General features: G+C 68.9%; 19 protein-coding genes and 1 tRNA gene. 8 read left to right on the top strand and 12 right to left on the bottom strand.

Going from position 1 to position 25258, the window contains the following annotated elements; translation table 11 throughout:
- Positions 1-30: 30 nt before the first annotated feature.
- Positions 31-1998 carry a hypothetical protein gene (locus BLW27_RS05470; RefSeq protein ID WP_089880432.1) on the top strand — a complete coding sequence of 656 codons (1968 nt, stop codon included), beginning with the start codon at positions 31-33 and terminating at the stop codon, positions 1996-1998.
- Positions 1999-2162: 164 nt separating this feature from the next.
- Positions 2163-3095, top strand: a complete 933-nt coding sequence (locus BLW27_RS05465; RefSeq protein WP_089880429.1) for a calcium/sodium antiporter — start codon at positions 2163-2165, stop codon at positions 3093-3095.
- Positions 3096-3098: 3 nt separating this feature from the next.
- Here BLW27_RS05465 and BLW27_RS05460 read toward each other — a convergent pair whose 3' ends face one another.
- The 9 genes from BLW27_RS05460 to fabI form a co-directional block, all read right to left on the bottom strand.
- Positions 3099-5150: an ASKHA domain-containing protein gene (locus BLW27_RS05460; RefSeq protein WP_089880426.1), complete on the bottom strand. Its 2052-nt coding sequence runs from the start codon at positions 5148-5150 to the stop codon at positions 3099-3101.
- A 155-nt stretch (positions 5151-5305) separates the two neighbouring features.
- On the bottom strand, positions 5306-6649 hold the full coding sequence (locus BLW27_RS05455; RefSeq protein ID WP_089880423.1) for a DUF2254 domain-containing protein: 1344 nt from the start codon (positions 6647-6649) through the stop codon (positions 5306-5308).
- 41 nt (positions 6650-6690) lie between these two features.
- Positions 6691-8175: a phospholipase D-like domain-containing protein gene (locus BLW27_RS05450; protein ID WP_089880420.1), complete on the bottom strand. Its 1485-nt coding sequence runs from the start codon at positions 8173-8175 to the stop codon at positions 6691-6693.
- Between the two features lie 100 nt (positions 8176-8275).
- On the bottom strand, positions 8276-9790 hold the full coding sequence (trpE, locus tag BLW27_RS05445; protein ID WP_089880418.1) for an anthranilate synthase component I: 1515 nt from the start codon (positions 9788-9790) through the stop codon (positions 8276-8278).
- Positions 9790-11634: a peptidylprolyl isomerase gene (locus tag BLW27_RS05440; protein ID WP_089880416.1), complete on the bottom strand. Its 1845-nt coding sequence runs from the start codon at positions 11632-11634 to the stop codon at positions 9790-9792. The genes trpE and BLW27_RS05440 overlap by 1 nt, the downstream gene beginning before the upstream one ends.
- A 30-nt stretch (positions 11635-11664) precedes the next feature.
- A complete protein-coding gene (locus BLW27_RS05435; RefSeq protein ID WP_089880415.1) occupies positions 11665-12858 on the bottom strand; it encodes an aminotransferase in 1194 nt (397 codons plus the stop codon).
- Positions 12859-12959: 101 nt separating this feature from the next.
- Entirely contained in the window at positions 12960-13463 is a 504-nt protein-coding gene (gpt, locus tag BLW27_RS05430) for a xanthine phosphoribosyltransferase (RefSeq protein ID WP_089880413.1), read from the bottom strand.
- 10 nt (positions 13464-13473) lie between these two features.
- On the bottom strand, positions 13474-14076 hold the full coding sequence (locus tag BLW27_RS05425) for a LysE family translocator (protein ID WP_245710782.1): 603 nt from the start codon (positions 14074-14076) through the stop codon (positions 13474-13476).
- Between the two features lie 4 nt (positions 14077-14080).
- Positions 14081-14887, bottom strand: coding sequence for an enoyl-ACP reductase FabI (gene fabI, locus BLW27_RS05420; RefSeq protein ID WP_089880782.1), 807 nt, complete (start codon positions 14885-14887; stop codon positions 14081-14083).
- 172 nt (positions 14888-15059) lie between these two features.
- On the opposite strand from fabI, the gene pdxH reads away from it, so the two are divergent.
- The 5 genes from pdxH to BLW27_RS05395 all read left to right on the top strand — a co-directional run bounded on the left by pdxH (position 15060) and on the right by BLW27_RS05395 (position 21347).
- The gene (gene pdxH / locus BLW27_RS05415; RefSeq protein ID WP_089880411.1) at positions 15060-15665 is read left to right on the top strand and encodes a pyridoxamine 5'-phosphate oxidase; all 606 of its coding nucleotides are present in this window, start codon (positions 15060-15062) and stop codon (positions 15663-15665) included.
- A 118-nt stretch (positions 15666-15783) separates the two neighbouring features.
- Complete coding sequence (locus BLW27_RS05410) at positions 15784-16311, top strand: cold-shock protein (protein WP_089880409.1); 528 nt, start codon at positions 15784-15786, stop codon at positions 16309-16311.
- On the top strand, positions 16287-16889 hold the full coding sequence (locus BLW27_RS05405; RefSeq protein WP_089880406.1) for a DUF192 domain-containing protein: 603 nt from the start codon (positions 16287-16289) through the stop codon (positions 16887-16889). Before BLW27_RS05410 ends, BLW27_RS05405 begins: the two co-directional genes overlap by 25 nt.
- 46 nt (positions 16890-16935) lie before the next feature.
- Positions 16936-17012 (top strand) — tRNA-Pro (locus BLW27_RS05400).
- Positions 17013-17678: 666 nt separating this feature from the next.
- On the top strand, positions 17679-21347 hold the full coding sequence (locus tag BLW27_RS05395; protein ID WP_089880403.1) for a vitamin B12-dependent ribonucleotide reductase: 3669 nt from the start codon (positions 17679-17681) through the stop codon (positions 21345-21347).
- A 511-nt stretch (positions 21348-21858) separates the two neighbouring features.
- Here BLW27_RS05395 and BLW27_RS05390 read toward each other — a convergent pair.
- Both BLW27_RS05390 and BLW27_RS05385 read right to left on the bottom strand, forming a co-directional pair.
- Positions 21859-22206 (bottom strand): PepSY domain-containing protein, encoded by a 348-nt coding sequence (locus BLW27_RS05390; RefSeq protein WP_177177827.1) that lies wholly within the window; start codon positions 22204-22206, stop codon positions 21859-21861.
- Positions 22207-22328: 122 nt separating this feature from the next.
- Positions 22329-23234 carry a hypothetical protein gene (locus BLW27_RS05385; protein ID WP_089880398.1) on the bottom strand — a complete coding sequence of 302 codons (906 nt, stop codon included), beginning with the start codon at positions 23232-23234 and terminating at the stop codon, positions 22329-22331.
- A gap of 242 nt (positions 23235-23476) precedes the next feature.
- On the opposite strand from BLW27_RS05385, the gene BLW27_RS05380 reads away from it, so the two are divergent.
- A complete protein-coding gene (locus BLW27_RS05380) occupies positions 23477-24313 on the top strand; it encodes a carbon-nitrogen hydrolase family protein (protein WP_089880395.1) in 837 nt (278 codons plus the stop codon).
- 45 nt (positions 24314-24358) lie between these two features.
- On the opposite strand, the gene BLW27_RS05375 is transcribed toward BLW27_RS05380, so the two are convergent.
- Entirely contained in the window at positions 24359-25024 is a 666-nt protein-coding gene (locus tag BLW27_RS05375; RefSeq protein WP_089880392.1) for a D-lyxose/D-mannose family sugar isomerase, read from the bottom strand.
- Between the last annotated feature and the right edge of the window lie 234 nt (positions 25025-25258).

The following is a 25258-nucleotide window of genomic DNA, read 5'->3' as shown; positions in this document are numbered from 1 at the left end:
GAGCGGGGCCACCCTGTGGCACAAGGCCTGATGACGAACGAAATCGGCGACGCCGAGCGGCTTTCGGGCACGCTCGACGTCGCGCTCGACCGGCTGGAACAGGCGCGGCCGTTCTCGAAGCAGCGCCACCGCGGGCCGGTTCTGGACGTGATCGGCCGCCTGATCGCGGTGCCCGGCGGCGTCGAGGCGCTGGCCGCGCGCGCCATGCGGCTCGACCAGGCGGGACTTTTCGCGGGCTCGGACTGGGAGGTGCCCACGGCGCTGCTGCCGCAACTCTCCAGCCAGACGCTGACGGGCGAGAACCGGTCCCTGGCCGCGCTGGAGGCCGCCAGCCTGATGCGCTTTCTCGCCGTCGCCACCGGCGAGGCGCAGCATCCCGGGCTGCAGCAGCACTACGCGCGCCACTTCCTGACCCAGGTGCTGGCTTTGAACCTGCCGCGCTTCTTCGAATTCTCGGACGAGGCCAGCCGCGCCGCCGGCGACCGCGCGCAGATCACGTCTCGCATCCTGCGGCTGATCGCCGAACGCATCGGGCTGCGCGACGTCCTTGGCGTCATGGTGGCCGAGATCTGGCGCATCCTCGAACAGCGGCCGGTGCAGATGGGGCCGGTCAAGAACATGGTCACGCAGATCGCCATCGCGCTGAACCGGCAAGGGTCCGAGCCGGGCTCGGAACGGCTGGGGGCCGAACGTCTGGTCAGCGCGCTCTTCGGACCCACCGCCGAGACGCTCGACGATCCGGGGCTGGCCGCGTATTTCGAGCGGCTCGAACACATGGACGACGCCGGCCTCGCGCGCGAGGCCAAGGGCTTTGCCCGCTCGATGCACGACACCGGGCTGGTGTCGGACTACCACGTGGGCTTCCTCCTCTGGGCGCTGGACTATCCCGACCGTCCGCTGGTGCCCGACGCGCTTGGTCTCGGCTCGACCGGGCTGGATTGCTGGAGGCATTACCGCGGCCTGGTCGAGGAGCTGATCCGCGCCGCAGTCACGCCGCACACGCCGCAGGCCCTTTACGGCATGGCGATGCTGCTGGAACGCGGGGTGCTGCATTCTCCGCCCATCGCCCCCGCGCTCCGCCGCGCGCTGACCATCGACCTCGCGCCGGCCGTGCGCGACCGTCTGGCGCTGGGCTTCGGCCCGCAGGCGCGCCCCGGCACCTTTCTCCTGTCCGGCATCATCGAGGTGCTCGGCCTGCCGCTGGGCGTGGGGCAGGGCGCGAATCCCACCTGCCAGTCCGCGCGCGCGATCTCGATGTGGGCGCTGAACGACCCCGACTACCTGCTGCATCTCATCGTCCAGGCCGCCGAGGCCGAGACGATCCTGATGCAGTTCGAAGGCACGCCGATCTCGTCCGTCGACCTGCCCGCGGGGCTGGCCGGGTTCGGACCGATCGACGCCGACCCGGTCTCGGTCCTGCTGGTGCCGCATCTCGACCGCATCTACGCCGAGATGGGGCGGCTCTGCGCGGATCGCGGCGGCGACCCGCACCGCTGGATCAACCCCGAGTTCCACGGCTGGTGGGTCGCGCGCGACTGCGCCGTGGCGGTGGACGTGGCCACCGGCAAGCTGGACGACTACGACCGCTTCGTGGCGCGCTTCCACGAAAGCTATCACCCCGCCCATAACGGCGACCGGCCGCTGATCCACCCGCAGCCCGCCGGCATCGCCTTCACCGATCCGACCGGCACGTTCATCGGCTGGCACGCGATCACCATCCTGCGCGTCGCCCCCGGCCGCTCGGGCGAGATGCGGGTCTACTTCTACAACCCCAACAACGACAGCGGGCAGGACTGGGGCCACGGCGTGACCGTGACCACCGGCGGCAACGGCGAACGCCACGGCGAAGGCTCGCTCGAGTTCGAGCAGTTCCTGTCGCGTCTCTACCTGTACCACGACCAGCCCCACCGCCCCGAGCGGCTGACCGACGTGGGCCCGGACACCATCGCGCGCGTCCGGTCCATGGCTGTCGAAAGCTGGGCGGGGGAACGCGTCTGACGGCCTGCACGCCGGGCATTCCGCCAAGCGGCAGGCGGGTCGGGCGGCGCGGCCGCCGAAGTTTTCGCGCGCGCCCCTTGCGGCCGGCCCGGCCCGTGTACACTTCAGCATGCGCCGGACCGGGGGAACCGAGAACCGGCTGATTTCGGGAAGGAAAATCGGGAATGTGGGACGTGTGGCTGCCTTTGGCAGGGGGGCTAGTACTGCTGGTGCTGGGAGGAGAGCTTCTGGTGCGCGGCGCCGTCAACGTGGCGACCGCGCTTCGGGTCTCGCCGCTGGTGATCGGTCTGACGCTGGTGGGCTTCGGCACGTCGACGCCGGAACTGGTGACGTCGGTGCGGGCCGCGCTGGCGGATTCTCCGGGGATCGCCTACGGCAACATCGTCGGATCGAACATCGCCAACATCCTGCTGATCGGCGGTCTGGCCGCGCTGCTGTTCCCGATCGCCGTCGCGCGCGCCGCGCTGCGCCGTGACGGGGCGGTGATGCTGGCCGTGGCGGTCGGTTTTTCGATTGTCGCCGCGCTGATGCCGCTGGGTCGCGTGGTCGGCTCGGGATTCTTGCTGGCGCTGGTGGCCTACATCGTCTTCACCTTCATGATCGAGCGCCGCAATGCGCCGCCCGCCCCTGCAGACGGGGCCAAGCCCGCCACCGGCATCGGCCTGTCGGTGCTGATCGCGATCGGCGGTCTTGCCTGCGTCATCGTCGGCGGCGGCTTCCTGGTCGATGGCGCGGTGTCGCTGGCGCGCGGCTTCGGCATCTCCGAGACGGTGATCGGCCTGACCATCGTCGCGGTCGGCACCTCGATGCCGGAAATGGTGACCTCGGTCGTCGCCGCGCTGAAGCGGCAAAGCGACGTCGCCTTCGGCAACATCATCGGCTCGAACATCTACAACATCCTCGGGATCGGCGGCGCGACCGCGCTGATCGCGCCCGGCGCCGTTCCGGCCGAGATCGTCAGCTTCGACAACCTCGTGATGATCGCCGTGTCGCTGGTGATCGTCGGCTTCGCCTGGACCGGCATGAAAATCGTCCGGTGGGAGGGCGCCGCCCTGCTGGCCGGCTACGTCGCCTACGTCTACGTCATCTGGCCGTAACCTTCAGCCGCGGCGGCGGCGCCTGCGCCCGCCGCCGCCGCCATCGCCATCGCCGCCCGCGCCGAACGCCACCTTCGGCAGCACGACCAGCTTCGACAGCTCGGGGAACGTGTCGGTCGCGTGCGGGATCGCGTTCGCCGCGACGAAGTGCTCCTGGAAGCGCGGCTCGATCGCGGTCTCGACCTTGGTGATCTCGCGCACCATGCGCTCGATCTCGCGCCGGGCGGCGACGTTGCACAGCGCGATGCGCGCGCCGGTGCCGGCAGCGTTTCCGGCGCTGGTCACCTGTTCCAGCGGCACGTCCGGGATCATGCCCAGCACCATCGCGTGCAGCGGCGAGATATGCGCCCCGAAGGCGCCCGCCAGCACCACCCGGTCGACCTTCTCGACCCCGCGTTCGTCCATCAGCAGCCGCGCGCCCGCGTAAAGCGCCGACTTCGCCAGCTGGATCGCGCGGATGTCGCCCTGGGTCACGGTGATGCGCGGGCCGCCCTCGTCCGTGCCGTCATGGACCAGGTAGGCATGGGTTCGCCCTTCGGCCACGCAGCGGTCGGTGCCGGTCTGCTCGGCCGATCCGATCAGACCCGACGGGTCCATCAGCCCCGCGATGCGCATCTCGGCCACCGCCTCGATGATCCCCGAGCCGCAGATGCCGGTGATCCCGGTCTGGGCGGTCGCTTCGGCAAAGCCGTCCTCGTCGGACCACAAGTCGCAGCCGATGACGCGGAACCGCGGCTCCTTCGTCTCGGGGTCGATGCGGATCGCCTCGATCGCGCCGGGCGCGGCACGCTGCCCCGAGCTGATCTGCGCGCCCTCGAAGGCCGGCCCGGTGGGGGACGAGCAGGCCAGCACGCGGCTGCGGTCGCCCAGCAGGATCTCGGCGTTGGTGCCCACGTCGACCACCAGCACCAGGTCGTCCGACTTCCCCGGCTGTTCCGAAAGCGCCACGGCGGCCGCATCGGCGCCCACGTGCCCCGCGATGCAGGGCAGCACGTAGATCCGCGCAGAGCCGGACAGGGCGCCCAGACCCATCTCGACCGCCGACAGCGACAGCGCTCCGGAGGTGGCCAAGGCGAAGGGCGCCTGGCCCAGCTCGACCGGGTCGATGCCCAGCAGCAGGTGATGCATGACCGGGTTGCACACGAACACCGCCTCGAGGATCAGCGCCGGGTCCACCCCCGCCTCGGCCGCGATCTCGACGGTCAGCGTGTCCAGCGCCTCGCGCACGACGCGCGTCATCTCGGCGTCGCCGCCGGGGTTCATCATGGCATAGCTGACCCGGCTCATCAGGTCCTCGCCGAAGCGGATCTGCGGGTTCATCACCCCGGCCGAGGCAACGACCTGCCCGGTATCCAGATCCGTCAGATGCGCCGCGATCGTGGTCGAGCCCAGGTCGATCGCCAGCCCGAACAGCCCGGATTCGTGCAGGCCCGGCCACGCCGCGACCAGCCGCGGCACCGCGTCCTCGTGCGGCTTGTGCAGCGCGACGGTGATCTTCCACGCGCCCTTGCGCAGGGTCTTCTGCAGGCCGGCCAGCACGGGAAACGCGGCCTCGATGCCGGAGATGTCCCATTGCTGCCGCAGCGCCCGCGCGACGCGTTCCAGATCGCCCGTGGGCTCGTGCATGTCGGGCTCGTCGACCTCAACGTAGAACAGCCGCGTCGCCGGGTCCATCTCGATCACCCGGGCCGAGGCCGCCTTGCGCACCACCTGCCGGTGCACCTGGCTTTCTGGTGGCACGTCGATCACCACGTCGCGCTGCACGGTCGCCTGGCAGCCCAGCCGGCGCCCCGGCTTCAGCCCGCGCTTCTCGTCGTAGCGCTGCTCGACCGCGTTCCATTCCGACAGCGCGTCCTTCGCGACCGTCACGCCGTGCTTCGAGAAATCGCCGTAGGCCGGCACGATCTGGCATTTCGAGCAGATGCCCCGCCCGCCGCACACGCTGTCGAGATCCACGCCAAGCTGCCGCGCGGCGCTCAGAACCGGGGTCCCGACGGGAAAGCGCCCGCGCTTGCCCGAGGGCGTGAAGACGACCAGAGGGTCCTTGTCCGCCATGTGCCAGATCTCCGTGCCTGTGGTGCGGCGCACCTTAACGCGCAGCGCATGGAAGGAAACCCGCGGGCCAGGGCTTCTTTCGTCCCGAACGCGCGCGGGTGAATTGGCCGCAGGCCCGACGACCCGGGTTCGCGAGGTCCGCCAAGGCTGCGAGATCACCGCGCCCGGTCGGCGGCATCCCTTAGCGCGGCTGCAAGCGCCTCGGCGATCTCGTCCTTCGCGACCGTCTCGTCCAGGCGCTCGGCCGCCGAGGCCGCAAGCCGGCGCATCTGACGGATGCAGGCCTCGGCCATCGCGGGACGGCAGGCCGACGCGGCGAGCCCGCGCAGGACGTCCAGCGCATGCAGCGTCACCGTCCGGTCCGAAGCGACGTACTGCCGCATCTGGTCGAACGAGCGGTCCAGCATCTCCTCGAAGGTCACGCGGCGATAGAGGACGGGATCGTCCCGCCGCGCGGGCCGCGCGGGCTCGCGGCGGGCGAAGGCGGTGAGGCCGGCGGCGAGCCAGTTCAGGCAAAGCATCGCCGTATTCGGGTCGTTGATTCCCGGCGAAAGGGCGCGCCCCAGCACCTCGACAAGCTGATCGGACAGGAACAGAAGATCCTGCACGTCCGTCCGGTTCGACCCCAGCGTGGCGCAATCGCGCAGCCGCCGCAGAAGCGCGTCGTCGCCGTCGCGCGGCGGCTGCGCGCTCAGGACGATCTCGCCCTGGACGACGAACGCGCCGGGCGCATGGTGGATCGTGATCTGGACCCCGCGCTCGCGTGCCAGGCTCGCCAGGCGGTCAAGATCGACCTGCTGCAGGAAGCCCGCGGTTTCGGCCCGCAGGATCGTCGCGTCCCGGCCCGGCGGTGCGGCGGTCCAGGGCTCGACATCGGCGGGGCCTTCCTCTTCGCGCTGCCGCCGGTCCTCGTCGTCCAGCATCGACGCGACCGAGCGGCGCAGCTTGTCGCCCAGATGCGCCGTCACGTTCATGATGTTGATCGATTCCGGGATGTGGTGGATGTAGCCGATCAGCGCGCCCACCGCCGCGAGCGTCAGCGCGAAGGCGAAGAGGACCGAGATCTGCGGCACGAAGGCCTCTTGCGTCGATTGCGCAAGCTCCAGCCGCGCGTGAACCGTGCTCAGCACGGTCATGCAGTAGACGAAGGTCGCCACGAAAACGCCCAGGACCACCTGGTTCGTCTTGTCGCCCATGAAGTTCCCGATCAGGCGTGGCCCGTAGTTCGAGCTTGCGAACGAGACCGCCACGATGGTGACCGAGAAGGCGACACCGGCCACCCCCAGCGTCGCGCCCGCCAGCGTCGTCAGGATCGCCCGCGCGCCGTCGACCTGCGTGGCGCGCAGGAACGGCACGGACCGGATCCAGTCCGTGCCGATCCGGTCGTCAAGCCACGGCAGCAGGAAGCCCAGGATAACCGCGGCAAGCGTCATGGTGGTGGGCCAGAACCAGTAGTTCTGCCGAAATCCCACGAGCGCGCGAAACAGGATGTCGTGCATGCGTCAACCGGAGCCGAATGGCGGGACGGCTGTCAAGCGCCTCATGCGCCGGCGGACGCGCCGCCCGGGATGCGCCGCCGCAGGCGGGACAGCCGGCCGCGACGCCAGCGGGGGGCCGGCGGCTCGGGGTCGAAGAGTTCGTTCTCGCGCAGAAGCGCATCCTCGACGCCGTCGAAATCGGGCGGCACGAAGGGAACCAGCGACCCGTCGTCACGGCGCAGCGATTCGATCGCCCCGATCAGCGAACCGTCCTTCGCCTCGAGCGCGCGCTCCACCGCCTGGCGATCGACGCGCAGATGCTCGGTCAGAAGCGAGGTCCGAAGGCCGTCGATCTGCGCCCGGATCCCGGCCTCTCCCGGCATGCCCGGCCGTGCCTCGACCGACAGGTCGCACTCGGTGTCGAAGCCGAGCGACCGGTTGTTGAGGTTGGACGAGCCCACCCGCATCAGCCGGTCATCCATGATAACGATCTTCGCGTGGACGTAGATCGGCGTTCCGGCTTCGTTGACGGGCGCATAGATGCGGAAGCGGTCGTGCGGATCGGCCTTGCGGATCATCTCCAGCAGCCGCGCGCGGGCCGAGCCCATGGCCCCTTCCTCCAGCCAGCCCTGTGCAGACTCGGGATTGACCACGACGATCTCGGGACCGTCGGGCTCCGCCAGCCGCGCGATGATCGCCTCGGCCAGAAGGCGCGACGCGAAATACTGGCTTTCGATGTAGAGCGTATGCTCCGCGGCCGCGATGACCTCGAGGTAGAGCGTCTCGATTTCCGCGACCGCGTCGCGCCCGGCATGGGCCGGCATCGTCCGCGAGATCGCGACATCCACGTCGCGGAGCATGGGCACCAGTCCCTCGGGCCAGATCGGCGGCGCGGCGGGGGGCGGCTCCATCGTCTCGCCGGTGGCGTCGTTCCAACGGGCCCGCGCAAGCTCGCCCAGCGCGCGCGCCGCGTCGCCGTCCACCGCCACCGTGGCGTCGTGCCAGGGGCCGTAGGGGCGCTTCGTCGTGGGCCTGACCCGATAGGGATCGTCTTCGCGATGGTCGCGCGTGTCCCAGCGGTCGGCGGTCGCGTCGATGCCGCCGCAGAAGGCCAGCACGTCGTCGATCACGATGATCTTCTGGTGATGGGCCGCGCCGGTCGGATGCGCGTGGTCCAGCTTCAGCCGGATCTTGCGCCCCAGCAGCCAGTCCGCGATCTGCAGCGGCGTCGAACCCCGGCCAAGCGTCTGCAGCAGGCCCACGTCCCATTGCAGCAGCCGGATGTCCAGGTCGGGGTTCTTGCAGACGAGCCAGCTGAGGAAGCGGCCCAGCCTCTCGGGCACATCTTCGTTGCCGTCGCGCGGGTCGAGCGAGATCCGCGTGTCGAACTCCCAGCCGATCATGATGACGCTGTGCCGCGCCTTCTGCATCACTTCGCGCAGCAGGGCGAAGTAATCCGCCGCGTCGATGATCACCGACAGCCTGTCGGCGGTCTCGATGCGCCAACAGGTATCGCTCGGGCGCAGCAGAGGGTGCGTTTCGTCCATGGCGTGTCTCCTCGCGGGCGCCCCGTGCGGGGTGCCGTCTTCCTTCCGGGCGAAGTGCCGGACCCGCCGCCGGGTTCAGCATCGCTGCCGGCGCGACTCTCTAGCCGTTGCCGCCGCCGGTAAACCGCGCCGCATCCGCCGCCGCGCGCCGGATGGCGTTCGACTTGTGCACCGTCTCCTGGTACTCGGCCTCGGGATCGCTGTCGTAGACCACGCCGCCGCCGGCCTGGATGTACAGCTTTTCGTCCTTCACGATCGCGGTGCGCAGGGCGATGCACATGTCCATGTCCCCGCCCGCGCTGAAATATCCCACGCCGCCGCCGTAGATGCCGCGCTTCTCCGGCTCCAACTCGTCGATGATCTGCATCGCGCGCACCTTGGGCGCGCCCGACACGGTGCCCGCGGGCAGGCCGGCCAGCAGCGCCGACAGGGCGTCGTGCTCCTCGCTCAACTCTCCCACCACGTTGCTGACGATATGCATGACGTGGCTGTAGCGCTCGATCACGAATTCCTCGGTCGGGCGCACGGTGCCGATCTTCGACACACGGCCCACGTCGTTGCGCCCCAGATCCAGCAGCATCAGGTGCTCGGCCAGCTCCTTGCCGTCGGCCAGCAGGTCTGCCTCGAGCGCGCGATCCGCCTCGGGCGTGGCACCGCGCGGCCGGGTGCCGGCGATGGGGCGGATCGTGACCTCGCGGCCGAAGACGCGCACCAGGATCTCGGGGCTGGCGCCGATCACCTGGAAGCCGCCGAAGTTGAAGTAGAACATGAAGGGCGACGGGTTCGTGCGCCGAAGCGAGCGATAGAGCGCGAAGGGCGGCAGCGGGAAGTCCTGTGTCCAGCGCTGCGACGGCACCACCTGGAAGATGTCGCCGGCCTTGATGTATTCTTTGGCCTTCGACACGGCCGACAGGTAGGCGTCGTGCGAAAAATTCGACACCGGCTCGCCCAGCTCGGCCGCGTCGCCCAAGGAGCGGCTGGCCTGCGGCAGCGCGCGCTCCAGGTCGCGCACCGCGTCCATCACCCGCTCGGCCGCCTGCGCATAGGCCGCGCGCGCGGAAAGCCCATCGGTCACCCAGGCGGGCGAGACCACCGTGACCTCGCCTTTCACCCCGTCCAGCACCGCCACGACCGAGGGACGCATCATCATCGCGTCCGGAAGGCCCAGCGGGTCGGGGTTCACGTCGGGCAGGTGCTCGACCAGCCGGATCGTGTCGTAGCCCAGGTAGCCGAACAGCCCGGCCGCCGCCTGCGGCAGGTCCTCGGGCAGGTCGATGCGCGATTCCGCGATCAGTGCGCGCAGGGCGGTCAGCGGATCGTCGTCCTGGTCGTGGAACGTGTCCGGGTCGAACCGCGCCTGCCGGTTGATGCGGGCGCGCATCCCGTGGCACTGCCAGACGATGTCGGGCTTCATCCCGATGATGGAATAGCGCCCGCGCACCTCGCCGCCGGTGACCGATTCCAGCATGAAGGCGTCGCGTGCCGCCCCGGTCAGCTTCAGCATCAGCGACACCGGCGTATCGAGATCCGCCGCCAGCCGCGCGTGCACGACCTGGTTCTCGCCCGCCTCGTAGCGCGCGGCGAAGTCGTCGAAGCCCGGGGTCAGCGTGGTCATCACGGCAGGTTCGCGTGCACGGCGTTCAGCGCCTGCTGGTCGATCTCCACGCCGGCGCGGTTCTGGATGTCCTGCGCCAGCGCGCGGAACAGGTCCTCCGACACCGCGTTCGCGGCCTGATCCTCGACCTGGCGGGCGAAGGTGGTGGCGATCTCGCTGTCGGGGGCCGGCGGCTGCACCGCGTCGAGCCGCACGATCACCGCCCCGTCGCCCCCGGGCAGCGCGCGCACCGCCCCGTCCTCCATCTCGAAGACCGTCTCGACCACGCCGACGGGCAGGCCCTGCACCTGCGCCCCGCGGCTCAGGCCGGTGCGCTCCTGCGGCTCCAGCCCGAGATCGGCGAAGCTTTCGCCCGCGGCGATGCGCTCGGCCAGCGCCTCGGCGCGCGCGACCAGCGCGTCGCGCCGCTGCCGCGCGGTCCAGTCGTCTTCCACCTGATCGCGCACCTCGTCGAAGGGGCGCGGCGCGGACTCGCGGATGCCGTCCAGCCGCAGCGCGAACAGCCCGCCGTCGCCCAGCCCCTCGACCTGCGGGAAATCGCCTTCCTCGACGGCGCGCGCGGCGTCCTCGAACGCCTCGTAGCCGGCGATGCCACCGCTTTCCGCCGGGGTCCAGGCAATCTCGCCCAGCTCCAGATCGGTGGTCTGCGCGATCTCCTCCAGTGTGGCGCCGGCGGCCAGTTCGTCGTCGATCTCCTGCGCCATCGCCTCGATCGCGCGCCGCGCGCGGTCCAGCGCCAGCGTGTCGCGCAGCATCGGCACGGCCTCGTCGAACGGGGTTTCCTGCGCCGCCAGCACGCCGTTCACGCGGTAGAGCGCCGGACCCACGGGCGAGGGCGCGACAATCGTCTCGCCCACCTCGGCGCCGAAGACGGCCTCGGCGGCATCGCCCAGGTCGCCGCGGGCGACGTCGCCCATGTCGGTGTCGGCCAGAGTCAGCCCGCGGACCTCGACCACGTTCTCGAAGGTGGTCTCGCCCGACGCGATGCGCGCGGCGGCATCCTCGGCGGCCTCGGCATCGGGCATGACCAGCCGCTCGACCAGCCGCCGCTCGGGCATGTTGAAGCGGTCGGACTGCTCGTCATAGGCGGCGTGCAGCGCGTCCTCGGGCACCTCGACGGTGTCGAGGATCATGTCCGGCGTGATCCAGGCATAGCTGATCAGCTTGGCGCGCGGGCTGGTATAGGCATCGATGTTCTCGTCGTAGAAGGCGCGCAGCCGCTCCTCGGTGGGCGCCGGCAGCAGCGTGTCCAGCGCGCGCGGGCCCAGCCGCGCCCAAGTGAAATCGCGCTGCTCGGCGGCGTAGGACACCAGCGTGTCCACATAGGTGTCCGGCTGGACGACGCCCGCCAGCACCGCCGCCTGCAGCAGCGTCGCGGCGCTTTCGGCGCGCAGGTCGGCCTCGAACTCGGCCTCGGACAGGCCGGCATTGCGCAAGGCAAAGCGATAGGCCTCGCGGTCGAACTGCCCGTCGGGACCCTGGAAGGCCTGGATCGCCGCCAGGTCGGCGGCCAGCCGCTCGTCGCCGACCGAGATCCCGATGCGGTCCGCCTCGTCCTCGAGTGCCGCGCGCACCACCAGCCGCGACAGCACCGCCTGCGTCAGTCCCTGTTCCTGCGCCTGCTGGATCGACATGGGCTGGCCGGTCTGGGCCTGCATCGCCTGCATCTCGTTCTGCAGCGCGCGGGCGTAGGCGGTCGTGGTGATCTCGGTATCGCCGACGCGGCCGACGCTGCCCACCGTGCCCGAGAAGTTGGTCGCGCCGAACCCGGCAAGGCCGAGGATCAGCAGGGCGAGAAGAATCCAGACCAAGGTCTGCGAGATCGAGCGTTTGGCCTTGGCCATGAAGGTCCCCCCGGGCAATGCCCGCCTTGACTATCGCCCGGCTTGCGGCCCTGCAAGGGGCCAGTCCAGCGCGGCCAGCCGGTCGAACGTCCCGGCCAGCCCGGCCGCGTCCGCGTTGGCGAAGGCCATGCGGAAATGCCGCGCGCCGCCGGCGTCGCCTTCGGGCACGAACATCGTTCCGGGCAGCATCAGGATGCCGGCGTCACGCACCATGCGCGGCGCCGCCTCGGCCGAGGACATGGCGAAGGGATGCTCGAGGTAGGCGAAATACGCGCCCAGCCCCTTCAGCCGCCAACCCGCGGGTTCGATCCGCGCCATGCCGTCCACGATCGCCGCGCGGCGGGTCAGGATCTCGGCGCGCTCGCCGGCCAGCCAGTCGTCGAGGTTCTCCAGCCCCCACAGCGCCGCGCGCTGGCCCAGCTGCGCGGGGCAGATGGTCACGGTGTCGAGGAACTTCTCGGCCTCGTCCAGCAGCGCGGGGCTGCCGATCAGCGCGCCCACCCGGTGGCCGGTCAGGCGGTACGCCTTGGAAAAGCTGTAGAGCTGCACCAGCGTCTCGTCCCGGCCGGGGCGCGTCAGCAGGTCGTGCGGCGCGCCGGTGCGCGCGTCGAAATCGCGGTACGTCTCGTCGATGATCAGCCGGATGCCCGCCTCGCGCGCCACCTCGAACAACGCGGCCACGGTGGCCGGAGGATACTCGACCCCGGCCGGGTTGTTCGGCGTGACGATGGCGATGGCCCGCGTGCGCGGCCCGATCAGCGCGCGCGCGGCCTCCGCGTCGGGCAGCATGTCCGCGCCCACCGGCAACGGCACCGCGCGCATGCCGTTCATGTCCAGCCACATCTTGTGGTTGAAGTACCACGGCGTCGGCAGGATGATCTCGTCGCCCTGATCGCACAGCGCCGCGACCGCCGCCGCGAAGGCCTGGTTGCACCCCGAGGTGATCGCCACCCGCTCGGCCCCCACGGGCGCGCCATAATGCGCCGCCCAGTTACGCGCGAGGCCCGCGCGCAGCTCGTCGTTGCCCAGCACGGACCCGTAAAGATGGGTCGACGGATCGCCCAGGAACCCCGCCATCGCCTCGCGCAGCGCCCGCGGGGGCGGCTCGACCGGCGCCGCCTGGCTGAGGTTGATCAGCGGGCGGTCCGGCGGAAACGTCACGCCGTCGAGCCAGCGGCGCGCTTCCGGGATCGGCGGGTGAAAGGTGGCTGCGGTGCGGCTCACGCCAGTCTCCACGTTTCGGCCGGGCAGGGGGCGGGCTTCTCTGGTCGGCGCGGCTACCGGCGAGGATCCGCATGGGGCGAGGCGGCGCCCCGATCACCCGCTCAGTCGTCGCCGCGATACGGCTTGACGTATTGCAGCGCCATGTCCCACGGGAAGAAGATCCAAGTGTCCTGGCTCACCTCGGTCACGAAGGTCTCGACCTGCGGGCGGCCCTGCGGCTTGGCGTAGACCGTGGCCACATGCGCCTTGGGCATCGTCCGGCGCACCACTTCCAGCGTGCGGCCGGTATCGACCAGGTCGTCCACGATCAGCACGCCGGTGCCGTCGCCCACGATCTCCATGTCCGGGGTCTTGATGATCCGCGGCTCGGCCTGTTCCTGATGGTTGTAGCTTTTCACGCTGATCGTATCCACCGTGCGGATGTCCAGCTCGCGCGCGACGATCATCGCGGGCGCCATGCCGCCGCGGGTAATCGCCACCACCGCGCGCCAGGCGCCGTCGTCGGGACCGTGGCCCTGCAGCCGCCAGGCCAGCGCGCGCGCGTCGCGGTGCAGCTGGTCCCAGCTGACGTGAAAGCCCTTCTCGTGGGGCAGTCGGTCGTTCATCGCATCTCTCCTATCGGTCGAGCAGCAGCCGCAGGCCAAGCGCGCCGAGCACCAGCGCCGCGACCCGGTCCACCACCGGTTTCAGCCGCAGATAGCCCGCCCGGGCGGGCGCTGTCGACAGCAACGCGGCGAAAGCGGCGTAGACCGCGATCTCGCCCACCAGGTGGTTCAGCACGATCAGCGCCTTTGCCGCCAGGCCCAGCCCCGGCGGAAAGATCACCACCAGCACCGAGGCCGCGAACAGCACGGATTTCGGGTTGCCGAGGTTGACCAGCACGCCGCCCAGGAACGCCCGCCGTCCCGGATCCGCGGGCCCCGCGACGGGCGCCCTCGCATCGCGCCACAGCCCCCAGGCCACCCACAACAGGTACCCCGCGCCCAGCAGCTTCAGCGCGGTGAAGGCGAAGGGGAACAGCGTGAAGACCACCTCCAGCCCCAGCAGCGCCGCACCCGTCCAGGCCGCCGCCACCAGCCCCAGCCCCGCGCCGGTGGCAAGCCCCGCGCGGAAGCCGCCCGCGATCGACTGGCGCAGCGCGAACAGCAGCGCCGGGCCGGGGGCGGCCATCGCCGCCAGCAGCGTCAGGTTGAAGGCGACCAGGTGCGGCCAGTCCACGGGCTCAGGCCTTGGTGATGTCGGGGGCGTCCACGGCCTTCATGCCCACCACGTGATAGCCCGCGTCGACGTGATGCGTCTCGCCCGTCACGCCGGACCCGAGGTCCGACAGCAGGTACAGCGCCGACTTGCCCACGTCCTCGGTGGTCACGTTGCGCCGCAGGGGCGAGTTGTATTCGTTCCACTTCATGATGTAGCGGAAATCGCCGATGCCGCTGGCCGCCAGCGTCTTGATCGGACCGGCGCTGATCGCGTTGACGCGGATGCCGTCCTTGCCCAGGTCCTCGGCCAGGTAGCGAACCGAGCTTTCCAGCGCCGCCTTGGCCACGCCCATCACGTTGTAATGCGGCATGATCCGCTCGGCGCCGTAGTAGGTCATGGTCAGCGCCGCGGACCCCGGCTTCATCATCTTCTCGGCGCGCTGCATCACGGCCGTGAAGCTGTAGACCGAGATGTCCATCGTCATCATGAAGTTGTCGCGGCTGGTGTCGACGTAGCGGCCGCGCAGCTCGGACTTGTCGGAGAAGCCGATCGCGTGGACGATGAAGTCCAGATTGTCCCAGTGCTCGCGCAGCCCGTCGAACAGCGCGTCGACGCTGGCGCCGTCGCTGACGTCGCAGGGCAGCACGATGTCGCTGCCCAGGCTCGCGGCCAGCGGCACGACGCGCTTCTTCACCGGTTCGCCCTGGTAGCTGAACGCCAGTTCCGCGCCCGCATCGGCGCAGGCCTTCGCGATGCCCCAGGCGATCGACTTGTCGTTGGCAAGCCCCATGATGAGGCCGCGTTTTCCCGCCATTAGCTGATTTGACATCGCTTCCGTTCCGCCCATTTCCCGTGAAGCGTCCCTTAGGGCATCGGCGGTGCTCCATCAAGACGCGCCTGTCACGCGCACCGCGCTTGCATCGCGCGGGCGGACGCGAAAGACACAGGGGCAGCGGCCGGCCGAGGGGGCAACGGCCGGCCGAGGAAGAAGGAGAACCACCATGAGCGACCGCAAGGGCATCTTCGCCGGCGACGACCCCTTCGCGCTGGCGCGCGCCTGGCTGGCCGAGGCCGAGGCGTCCGAGATCAACGACCCCAACGCCATCGCGCTGTCGACGGTGGATGCGGACGGGCTGCCCAACGCGCGCATGGTCCTGCTGAAGGCGATCGAGGACGACGCCTTCGTCTTCTACACCAACTACGAAAGCGCCAAGGCGACCGAGATCGAGCAGGCCGGCAAGGCCGCCTTCGTGATGCACTGGAAGTCGCTGCGCCGGCAGATCCGCGTGCGCGGCACCGTCACGCGCGAGCCGGGGCCGAAGGCCGACGCGTACTACCGCTCGCGCTCGCTCAAGAGCCGGCTGGGCGCCTGGGCCTCGGCGCAAAGCCGGCCGCTGCCGTCGCGCGCGGCCCTTATGGCCGAGGTGGCGCGCATCACCGCCGCCAAGGGCATGGACCCGGACCGCCCGCCGTTCTGGGGCGGATACCGCATCGCTCCGGTCGAGATCGAGTTCTGGGCCGACGGCGATTTCCGCCTGCACGACCGCTTTCGCTGGACCCGCGACGGGGCCGGTGCGGACTGGTCCGTGCAGCGACTCAACCCGTGACGGTGTCGCGCATCCGGGGCGGCGTTGACACAAATTTGCGCGGCCGGTCGTCTTGAATTGTGCAATACAATGTTAAAACAACTTGCGAAATTGCGTTGCGGAATCGGACGGTAAAGACTTGGGCGAAGAAGAGCGGGAAACGGAACGCGTCGCGGGCAAGGTGAAGTGGTTCGACCCGAACAAGGGGTTCGGCTTCGTCGTCTCCGACGCCGGTGGCCCCGATATCCTGTTGCACGCCAACGTGTTGCGCAATTTCGGCCAGGGCTCGGTCGCCGACGGTGCGCTGATCGAGATCAACGTGCAGTTCACCGCCCGCGGCGCGCAGGCGACCGAGGTGTTGCGGATCGAGCCGCCCGATAATGGCGACGGCGCTCCGCTGGCCGATTTCGAGACGATCGACCCCGCGATCGTCGCGGCCGCGCTGCCTGAACCCGCGCGCGTCAAGTGGTTCGACAAGGGCAAGGGCTTCGGCTTCGCCAACGTCTACGGCAAACCCGAGGACGTGTTCGTCCATATCGAGGTGCTGCGCCGGTCGGGCCTGGCCGATCTCCAGCCGGGCGAGGCGCTGGTGCTCCGGGTGGTCGAAGGCTCGCGGGGCAAGATGGCAATCGAGGTGAGCGCATGGGAATCCGCACTGCCGCGCTGAGCGCGGCGAAACAGGCTGCCGCGCCGAGCGCGGCGAAACAGGCCGCCGCGCCGAGCGCGGCAAGACAGGCTGTCGCGCCTGCCTCTGCGAAACGCGCCACCACGCCGAAGGCGGCGGTGGCCGTCGCGCTCGTGCTGTCGATCGCCGCCTTCGCCGGCGCGGCGCAGGCGCAGGGCGCCTGCCGCGACGACACGATCTGGCTGCGCGGCGATTTCGGGCAGGCGCGCTTCGGCATCGACATCGCCGACACCTCCGAGGAACGCGCCCGCGGCCTGATGTTCGTCGAGGAGATGCCCCGTTCGCGGGGCATGCTGTTCGTTTATCCCGACGAGCGCCCCGTCAGCTTCTGGATGCGCAACACGCTCATCCCGCTGGACATCATCTATGCCGATGGCGACGGCGTCGTGGTCAACGTCGCGGCCGAGGCCGTGCCCGGCGACGAGACGCCGCTGCCCTCGGATGGCCCTGCGCAATACGTGCTGGAAATCAACGGCGGCATGGCCGCGGCGATGGGCATCGGCCCCGGCACGCAGATGCGCCACCCGGTGATCGGCCCCGATCCCGCCTGGCCCTGCTGAAATTCCCCTTTCCACCGCACCAGCCCGGCGTTAAACGGGCCGTGTTCGGGGCGTAGCGCAGCCTGGTAGCGCGTCTGTTTTGGGTACAGAAGGTCGTGAGTTCGAATCTCGCCGCCCCGACCATTTCCCTCATCCACGGTAAAACCGCCGCTCCGCGCCTTGCCTGCCCCTGGGGACGAGTCACGTCCGTCGGGCCTGTTGCCGAAGCTCCGCCAGCCTGCGGAAAACATTAATCTTTCGTTAACCAAATCGACTCGGCTCGGCGTGCGCCGGCGACCGCATCCGTCCCGAAACGCGATCCTATCGGGGCTTGCCTGTTGCCCAACCGCAATATGTGGTGGCCAGACCCAGAGTGCCGCATTTTTCTTCGGCAGCGTTAACCTTCCTTAAGCCTGTGGATAAACCTATGGATGCTTGCCGGTTTTTCCTGCCGCACAAGGCCGTGCGCGCGCGACGGGCTGGGAGTGAATCGCCCCCGCCGCACCGCCGGTTTCGGCGCCCGGATGGGTCAACACCGAATATGCCATCCGACGGCCAAAAAAGCGTTTGACGGTCCGGCCCGCTTTCGTTCAATTTGTGCAGGTCGGCGGCAGTAACACAACATGTGGTGCCCCGGCACTGGACACAGCTCCAACCGGACGGACCGAACGGCGCGCGGCGCCGGATCGGGCCCGGGCGCACGCCCGGGTCACCGGGTGGGGCATGTCCGGGCGGCGAAGGCCCCAGGCATGCTGGGGCGGCGACCTGCCCGGGCTGGAACGCAACGAGCGACCGAAGGGGCGACTGGGCATGAAGATCGAACGGCACTACACCGAGGCAGGCAGGGACGCGTATGATGGCATCCCGTTCGCAACCACCACGTCCGAGATCCGCAACCCCGATGGCACCGTCGTCTTCCAGCTGAAGGACATGGACGTGCCCGCGCGGTGGAGCCAGGTCGCCAGCGACGTCATCGCCCAGAAATACTTCCGCAAGGCCGGCGTCCCCACCGAACTGCGACGCGTCCGCGAGAAGGGCGTTCCGGAATTCCTGTGGCGCTCGGTCCCCGCCTCCGACGACACCCCCCGCACCGGCGAGACCAGCGCGCGCCAGGTCTTCGATCGCCTCGCCGGCGCCTGGGCCTACTGGGGCTGGAAGGGCGGCTACTTCTCGACCGAGGAGGACGCCCGCGCCTATTACGACGAGATGCGCCACATGCTGGCCACGCAGACCGCCGCGCCGAACTCGCCCCAGTGGTTCAACACCGGCCTGCACTGGGCCTACGGCATCGACGGCCCCGGCCAGGGCCACTACTACGTCGACCACGAGACCGGCAAGCTGACGCGCTCGAAATCCGCCTACGAGCATCCCCAGCCGCATGCCTGCTTCATCCAGTCCGTGAAGGACGACCTCGTGTCGGACGGCGGCATCATGGACCTGTGGGTGCGCGAGGCGCGGCTGTTCAAGTACGGCTCCGGCACCGGCACCAACTTCTCCAGCCTGCGCGCCGCGAACGAGCCGCTGTCGGGCGGCGGCAAGTCGTCGGGCCTCATGGGCTTCCTCAAGATCGGTGACCGCGCAGCCGGTGCCATCAAGTCGGGCGGCACCACGCGCCGCGCCGCCAAGATGGTGATCTGCGACGTCGACCACCCCGACATCGAGGAATTCGTCGACTGGAAGGTTCTCGAGGAACAGAAGGTCGCTTCCATAGTCGCCGGCTCGAAGGCGCACGAGAAGGGCCTCAACGCCATCTTCGCCGCGATCAAGGCATGGGACGGCCGCGAGGAAGACGCCTATGACCCCAAGGTCAACGGCGGCCTCAAGGACGCGATCCGCACCGCCAAGCGCGCGATGATCCCGGAAACCTACGTCAAGCGCGTGCTGGACTACGCCCGCCAAGGTTACACCAGCATCGAGTTCCCGACCTACGACACCGACTGGGATTCCGAGGCCTACGCCTCCGTCTCGGGCCAGAACTCGAACAACTCGATCCGCGTGACCGACGCCTTCCTCCAGGCGGTGCGCGAGGACAAGGACTGGGAGCTTCTGCGCCGCACCGACGGCAAGGTCGCCAAGACCATAAAGGCGCGCGACCTGTGGGAAAAGGTCGGCCACGCCGCATGGGCCTGCGCCGATCCCGGCATCCAGTTCCACGACACCGTCAACGCCTGGCACACCTGCCCCGAAGACGGCGAGATCCGCGGCAGCAACCCGTGCTCGGAATACATGTTCCTCGACGATACCGCCTGCAACCTCGCCTCGATGAACCTGCTGACGTTCCTCAAGGACGGGGTGTTCGACGCCGAGGCCTACATGCACGCCACGCGTCTGTGGACGCTGACGCTGGAAATCTCGGTCACGATGGCGCAGTTCCCGTCCAAGGAAATCGCGCAGCTGTCCTATGACTTCCGCACGCTGGGCCTGGGTTACGCCAACATCGGCGGGTTGCTGATGAACATGGGCTTTGGGTACGACTCGGTCGAGGGCCGCGCACTCTGCGGCGCGCTGACCGCGATCATGACCGGCACCGCCTACGCCACCTCGGCCGAGATCGCCGGCGAGCTCGGCGCCTTCTCGGGGTACGAGCGCAACCGCGACCACATGCTGCGCGTCATGCGCAACCACCGCAACGCGGCCCGCGGCAACGTCGACGGCTACGAGGATCTGGCCGTGCGGCCGGTGCCGCTGGATCACGCCGGCTGCCCCGACGCCACGCTGGTCGAGCTGGCCATGGCGTCTTGGGACGAGGCGCTGCGCCTCGGCGAGGCCCACGGCTTCCGCAACGCCCAGACTACCGTCATCGCGCCCACCGGCACGATCGGCCTCGTGATGGACTGCGACACGACGGGCATCGAGCCCGACTTCGCCCTGGTGAAGTTCAAGAAGCTTGCCGGCGGCGGTTACTTCAAGATCATCAACCGCTCGGTCCCCGCGGCGCTGGACAACCTCGGCTACTCCTCGGCCCAGATCGAGGAGATCGTCTCCTACGCGGTCGGCCACGGCTCGCTTGGCAACGCACCCGGTATCAACCACACGGCGCTGATCGGCCACGGCTTCGGCCCCGCGCAGATCGAGAAGGTCGAGCGCGCGCTCGCCTCCGCCTTCGACATCCGCTTCGTGTTCAACCAGTGGACCCTGGGCGAGGAATTCTGCCGCGAGGCGCTCGGCATCCCGGCCGACAAGCTCAGCGATCCCACCTTCGACCTGCTGCGTCACCTCGGCTTCACCAAGGCCGACATCGACGCCGCCAACGACCACGTCTGCGGGACCATGACGCTGGAGGGTGCCCCGCATCTCAGCGAGGATCACTACCACATCTTCGACTGCGCCAACCCCTGCGGCAAGAAGGGCAAGCGTTACCTGTCGGTCAACAGCCACATCCACATGATGGCCGCGGCGCAATCGTTCATCTCGGGCGCGATCTCCAAGACGATCAACATGCCCAACGATGCCACCATAGAGGATTGCCAGAAGGCCTACGAACTCTCGTGGTCCCTCGGCGTGAAGGCCAACGCGCTCTACCGCGACGGGTCCAAGCTGAGCCAGCCGCTGGCATCCGCGCTGGTCGAGGATGACGACGAGGCCGCCGAGGTACTCGAATCCGGCAGCACGCAGGAAAAGGCCGCCGTCCTGGCCGAGAAGGTGGTCGAGAAGATCGTCATCAAGGAGATCGAGCGCGCCCGTGGCCGCACGAAGATGCCCGAGCGTCGCAAGGGTTACACCCAGAAGGCCGTCGTCGGCGGGCACAAGGTCTACCTGCGCACCGGTGAATACGCCGATGGCCAGCTGGGCGAGATCTTCATCGACATGCACAAGGAAGGCGCCGGCTTCCGTGCGATGATGAACAACTTCGCCATCGCCGTGTCCGTGGGGCTTCAATACGGCGTCCCGCTCGAGGAGTTCGTCGACGCCTTCACGTTCACCAAGTTCGAGCCCGCGGGCATGGTGCAGGGCAACGAGACGATCAAGAACGCCACCTCGATCCTCGACTACATCTTCCGCGAGCTGGCGGTCAGCTACCTCGACCGCACGGACCTCGCACACGTCCAGCCCGAGGGCGCATCGTTCGACGATCTCGGCCGCGGCGAGGAAGAGGGCGTGTCCAACCTCAAGGAACTGTCGCCCACGGCCGCCTCGCGCAGCCTGGAGGTGCTCAAGCAGATCAGCTCGACCGGCTACCTGCGCAAGCGCCTGCCTCAGGAACTGGTGGTGCTGCAGGGCGGGCAGGGCATGGCCGCCTTCGTCCCCGGCGCCGACAGCGCGGTCGACACCGTCGTGGCCGAGACGACGCAAAGCCTGACCGCGCGCAGCACGACGCGCACCACCGCGGCCTCGGTCACGCCGCTGGACCAGCGCTCGAAGGCGAAGATGCAGGGTTACGAGGGCGACCCCTGCGGTGAATGCGGTAACTACACGCTGGTGCGCAACGGCACCTGCATGAAGTGCAACACCTGCGGCGGCACCTCGGGGTGTAGCTGAGAAATTGAGAGTTGGGGCGCGGAAGTACCAGTTCCGCGCCCCGGCCTGCACCCCGCTTTACCAGTGCGGGCGAGGTGCCAAGCCAATCGGTTTTGCCGATGTGTACGAAGTTGAAGAGATTCGGCCGGGTTTGCAATGACGTGCTGTCAGCCCACAGGAAATACAGGGGTTATCCACTCGGTCCTGTGGAACAGTGAAGGAGACACGTAATGTCTCGACGCAAGAACTCCGAAGTTACGGGCGCAAAAGCTGCATCCGCTGCGGCAAAAGTGCTCGCGAACCCGAAGTCCTCGAAGGCGGCTAAATCGGCGGCCGCATCGGCGCTAACCCAGCGCCCGGACCGAAAGAAATAGCGCAACACCTGCGGCGGCACTTCGGGCTGCAGCTGATACCAAGCGGGAAACAACGAGCAGAAAACGCGAAAGGGCCGGCAGTCATGCCGGCCCTTTCTCACATGCTCGTCAAGCGCACGAAACGGACACTGCCGCGATCGGCAGCCGTCCAACGACACTCAGAACCAGTTGTCCGTGACCTCGAGGATCGCGCCGGTGACGGGATCGAACTCGATCTCGACCTCGTTGCCGTCGGGTGCGTAGGCCTCGACCTCGTAGACGCCCCATTCGACGTCGAGATCATGAATGTTGGTGTAGCCCATGGCTTCCATGCGCTCGATGGCCTCGTTCACGGTCACGTAGGCCGGAGCGTTCTCGCCATAGACTTGCAGGTACATCTGGTCCGCGGCCTCGTTGGCTTCGGCGATCTCGTCTTCGGTCAGCACTTCGACGTCGGTCTGGGCAGCCGCGGAGGTCGCCATCAGAAGGCCGATCGCGGAAGTCGTGAGGAAAGTCTTCGGTGTCATCGTGCATCTCCTTTCAGGTGAAGCTAGGAGTCCAACACGACCGAAAAAACAAGGTTCCATTCGCCGCCCGATCGCCGCCCGCGACACGGACCCCCCGCCGGCAGCCGGCGAGGGGCGGGCGATCACACCAGTTCCGCGTCCTCGGCGTCTTCCTCGACCTCGTCCGCGTCGCCGTCGTCGTCCTCTTCCGGCAGGCTCAGCGCCGCCATCAGGTCCATGCCGTCCAAGGACGTACCCTCGGCCTCCATCGCGTCCAGCGCCGCGTCGTAGGCGGCCAGAAGCTCTTCGGAATCGGCGAAGCCATCCTCGCCCGCCTCGATGCGGAACACCTCCTGCGGGGTGTTCTCGGCGTCGAACTGGTAGAACGCCACGCCCTCGATCGTCTTGACGTTCCCGCCCAGTTCGGTCTCGTAGTAGGACAGGTAGTTCGCGAAGGTCGGCTCGGTTCCCTCGGGCAGCACGCGCTCGTCGATCTCGGGGCCCTCGGCGAACAGGAACGTGCCGCTCTCGGGCATGTCGTTGGTGTCGTCGAAGCTGCCGAAGAACACCTTGTCGTAGGTCGGCTCGTCGGGATCCACCGGATCTTCGGGTTCCTCCCCGGAAACGCCCTTGATCGACCCCGACTCGGTCGTGGTCGACGTGGCACGGACGCCGAAGATGTCGATGTCGTCCAGGCTGGTGATGTCGAGGTTCTCGACCCGGAAGGTTTCGCCTGCCGTCAGGTAGGTGTCCTTGTCGGTGCCGTCGGATCTCAGGCCGGGGTCGCTGAGCTTCACGGCGTCGTCCCACTGGACGCTTTCGCCGTCCAGCTGCGCGCCGGCGCCGTTCATGTTCAGCGGTCCCTTCAGGCCCGCGCTGTCACCCGCGAACGTGTCGTCGCCGAAATAGATGGCGTTCAGGTCCATGGCGCCTTCGTCCACGGTGATGTCGGCGTGGAAAGTGGGATTGCCTTGATCGTCGACGCTCTCCGTGACCGTGACGGTGTAACTGAGACCATCCTCGACATAGGTGAAGATCTTGCTGGGCATGGGAAACCTCGCTGGCTGTCGCGGCCGGCCCGGGGCGGGTCGGCCGATGGGTCGGGCGCGAATCGCCCCTCGGGCATTGCTTCGCGACTACGTCGAAGTTTAGTTAAATCCTGCGCGCCCGACCCGTGCCGTTCGGTGTCGGAAACACTCCGTTTCCGATGCGATGCCGCGCCAGTTACCGTGCCCGGGGCAGGATCGTATCCTGCTCGGAAACGCAGCCCCGTCCGGACCGGAGGACCCAGATGACCACGCCGCTTCGAATCGCTCTCGGCCAGATGACCTCTGCCGGCACCCATGACGCCAACGTCGCCGCGATGCGCGATCTCGCCGCGCGGGCGAAAGCGGCCGGCGCCGACATGCTCTGCCTGCCCGAGGTCGCGGGCCTGATGCAGCGCGACGGCGAAAAGGCCCGCGCGCAGGTGGTCGAGGCCGCGCGCGACCCGTTCATCGCTGCCTGCCGCGAGGCGGCGGCCGAGCATGCGCTGTGGCTGCAGCCCGGCTCGACCCCCGTGCTGGGCCCAGACGGGCGCTTCCTGAACCACGCCACGATGATCGGACCGGACGGCGCGCTGGTGGCGGAATACGACAAGATCCACCTGTTCGACGTCGCCATCGAGGGCGAGAAGCCCATCGGCGAATCCAGGCGTTTCGCCCCCGGCGAGCGCGGCGTGGTCGTCGACACGCCCTGGGGCGCGATGGGCATGACGATCTGCTACGACCTGCGCTTCCCGCAGCTTTTCCGCGCCGAGGCGCAGGCCGGCGCGCGCCTGATCCTCGTGCCCTCGGCCTTCACCGTGCCCACCGGCCGCGCCCATTGGGAGGTCCTGCTGCGCGCCCGTGCCATCGAGAACGGCGCCTGGATCGTGGCCGCCGCCCAGGCCGGCACGCACGAGGACGGGCGCGAGACCTGGGGCCACTCGCTGGTGGTGTCGCCCTGGGGCAGGGTGGTCTGCGACATGGGCGACGCGGCCGGTCTCGAACTGGTCGAGATCGACCTCGCCGAGGCCGACAAGGCGCGCGAGCAGATCCCGTCCCTGTCCAACGACCGTCCCTTCACCATCGACCGCGCGCCTCGGTGATTCGCTGCCTGCAGGTGGCCCGGAAGTCCGTCGCCGGAAGGTGGCTCAGTAATCCGCCACCAGAAGGTGGCTCGGCGCCACGTCCTCGTCGATTTTCGAGAACCGCCCGATCGAATCGCGGAAGATGTTGTCGGTCTTGTCGTCGTTGACGGTGGATACCTCGCCGATCAGGCAATCGTCGCCCTCGGCCCAGAAGGCGTGCCAGACGCCCGGCATCAGCGTCACGCTCTCGCCCGGCGCCAGCGCGATGCGCCCGCCCGCATCCACCGTGCGTTCGACCCCGTCGCAGGGCACGGTGACGCGCGCGGACTCGTCGATACTGCCGTCGGCATCCGGCGCGAACAGCTCGATCACCAATTTGCCGCCGCCGCGGTTGATGATGTCCTCGGCCTTCAGGTCGTGCCGGTGCATGGGCGACAGCTGGTCGCGGCGGGTGATCATGATCTTTTCCGCGTAGAGCATCCCGCGCCCGCGCTTTAGATCCTGAAGCGCGCCGTTGCGCGTGGTGAACAGGAACAGCCCCATCTCGTCGAACCGCCCCGCGCCGTAATCGGTGATGTCCCAGCCCAGGCCCCGCTCGCGGATCGTCGCCGTCTCGGGGGCGCGCATCTGCTTGGGCGTCCAATAGGCGAAGGGCGGCAGGATGTGCCCGAAGCGGCGGATGAAGGCGTCGCCTTCGGCGATGATGGTGTTGACTTCGGACCGTTTCATGGCGGGCTCCCTGCGGTGGCTTCTGCGAGCATGTTAGCGCCTCTCATGCCGCAAAACGGCGGCGCTGCACAGGGGGGAGACGAGCGCCGGACAGGGAGGCTGGAGACGCGGCCCGGGCCCGGACGCGCAGGCGCCGGGACGGGCCCGTCCAGGCCCCGCCAGGCCGGTCCCCCCACGCCTGACGTGTTAGCGAAACGTGAAGGCGTCTCTGCAAGATATTGAAATCACTTGCGT

The sequence above is a fragment of the Citreimonas salinaria genome (assembly GCF_900107235.1).
Classification (GTDB): Bacteria; Pseudomonadota; Alphaproteobacteria; order Rhodobacterales; family Rhodobacteraceae; genus Citreimonas; species Citreimonas salinaria.
Note: the sequence above shows the minus strand (reverse complement) of the source record. Positions and strands in the feature narration are given on the sequence as shown.

Bases quoted from the DNA above. Each gene is read 5' to 3' on its own strand.
- BLW27_RS05405 (WP_089880406.1), top strand. From the start codon at position 16,287: ATGGGAATCCGCACTGCCGCGCTGAGCGCGGCGAAACAGGCTGCCGCG.
- fabI (WP_089880782.1), bottom strand. From the start codon at position 14,887: ATGTCAAATCAGCTAATGGCGGGAAAACGCGGCCTCATCATGGGGCTT.
- BLW27_RS05390 (WP_177177827.1), bottom strand. From the start codon at position 22,206: ATGACACCGAAGACTTTCCTCACGACTTCCGCGATCGGCCTTCTGATG.
- BLW27_RS05440 (WP_089880416.1), bottom strand. From the start codon at position 11,634: ATGGCCAAGGCCAAACGCTCGATCTCGCAGACCTTGGTCTGGATTCTT.
- BLW27_RS05455 (WP_089880423.1), bottom strand. From the start codon at position 6,649: ATGCACGACATCCTGTTTCGCGCGCTCGTGGGATTTCGGCAGAACTAC.
- gpt (WP_089880413.1), bottom strand. From the start codon at position 13,463: ATGAACGACCGACTGCCCCACGAGAAGGGCTTTCACGTCAGCTGGGAC.
- BLW27_RS05465 (WP_089880429.1), top strand. From the start codon at position 2,163: ATGTGGGACGTGTGGCTGCCTTTGGCAGGGGGGCTAGTACTGCTGGTG.
- BLW27_RS05450 (WP_089880420.1), bottom strand. From the start codon at position 8,175: ATGGACGAAACGCACCCTCTGCTGCGCCCGAGCGATACCTGTTGGCGC.
- BLW27_RS05385 (WP_089880398.1), bottom strand. From the start codon at position 23,234: ATGCCCAGCAAGATCTTCACCTATGTCGAGGATGGTCTCAGTTACACC.
- BLW27_RS05395 (WP_089880403.1), top strand. From the start codon at position 17,679: ATGAAGATCGAACGGCACTACACCGAGGCAGGCAGGGACGCGTATGAT.
- BLW27_RS05375 (WP_089880392.1), bottom strand. From the start codon at position 25,024: ATGAAACGGTCCGAAGTCAACACCATCATCGCCGAAGGCGACGCCTTC.
- pdxH (WP_089880411.1), top strand. From the start codon at position 15,060: ATGAGCGACCGCAAGGGCATCTTCGCCGGCGACGACCCCTTCGCGCTG.
- BLW27_RS05470 (WP_089880432.1), top strand. From the start codon at position 31: ATGACGAACGAAATCGGCGACGCCGAGCGGCTTTCGGGCACGCTCGAC.
- trpE (WP_089880418.1), bottom strand. From the start codon at position 9,790: ATGACCACGCTGACCCCGGGCTTCGACGACTTCGCCGCGCGCTACGAG.
- BLW27_RS05460 (WP_089880426.1), bottom strand. From the start codon at position 5,150: ATGGCGGACAAGGACCCTCTGGTCGTCTTCACGCCCTCGGGCAAGCGC.
- BLW27_RS05380 (WP_089880395.1), top strand. From the start codon at position 23,477: ATGACCACGCCGCTTCGAATCGCTCTCGGCCAGATGACCTCTGCCGGC.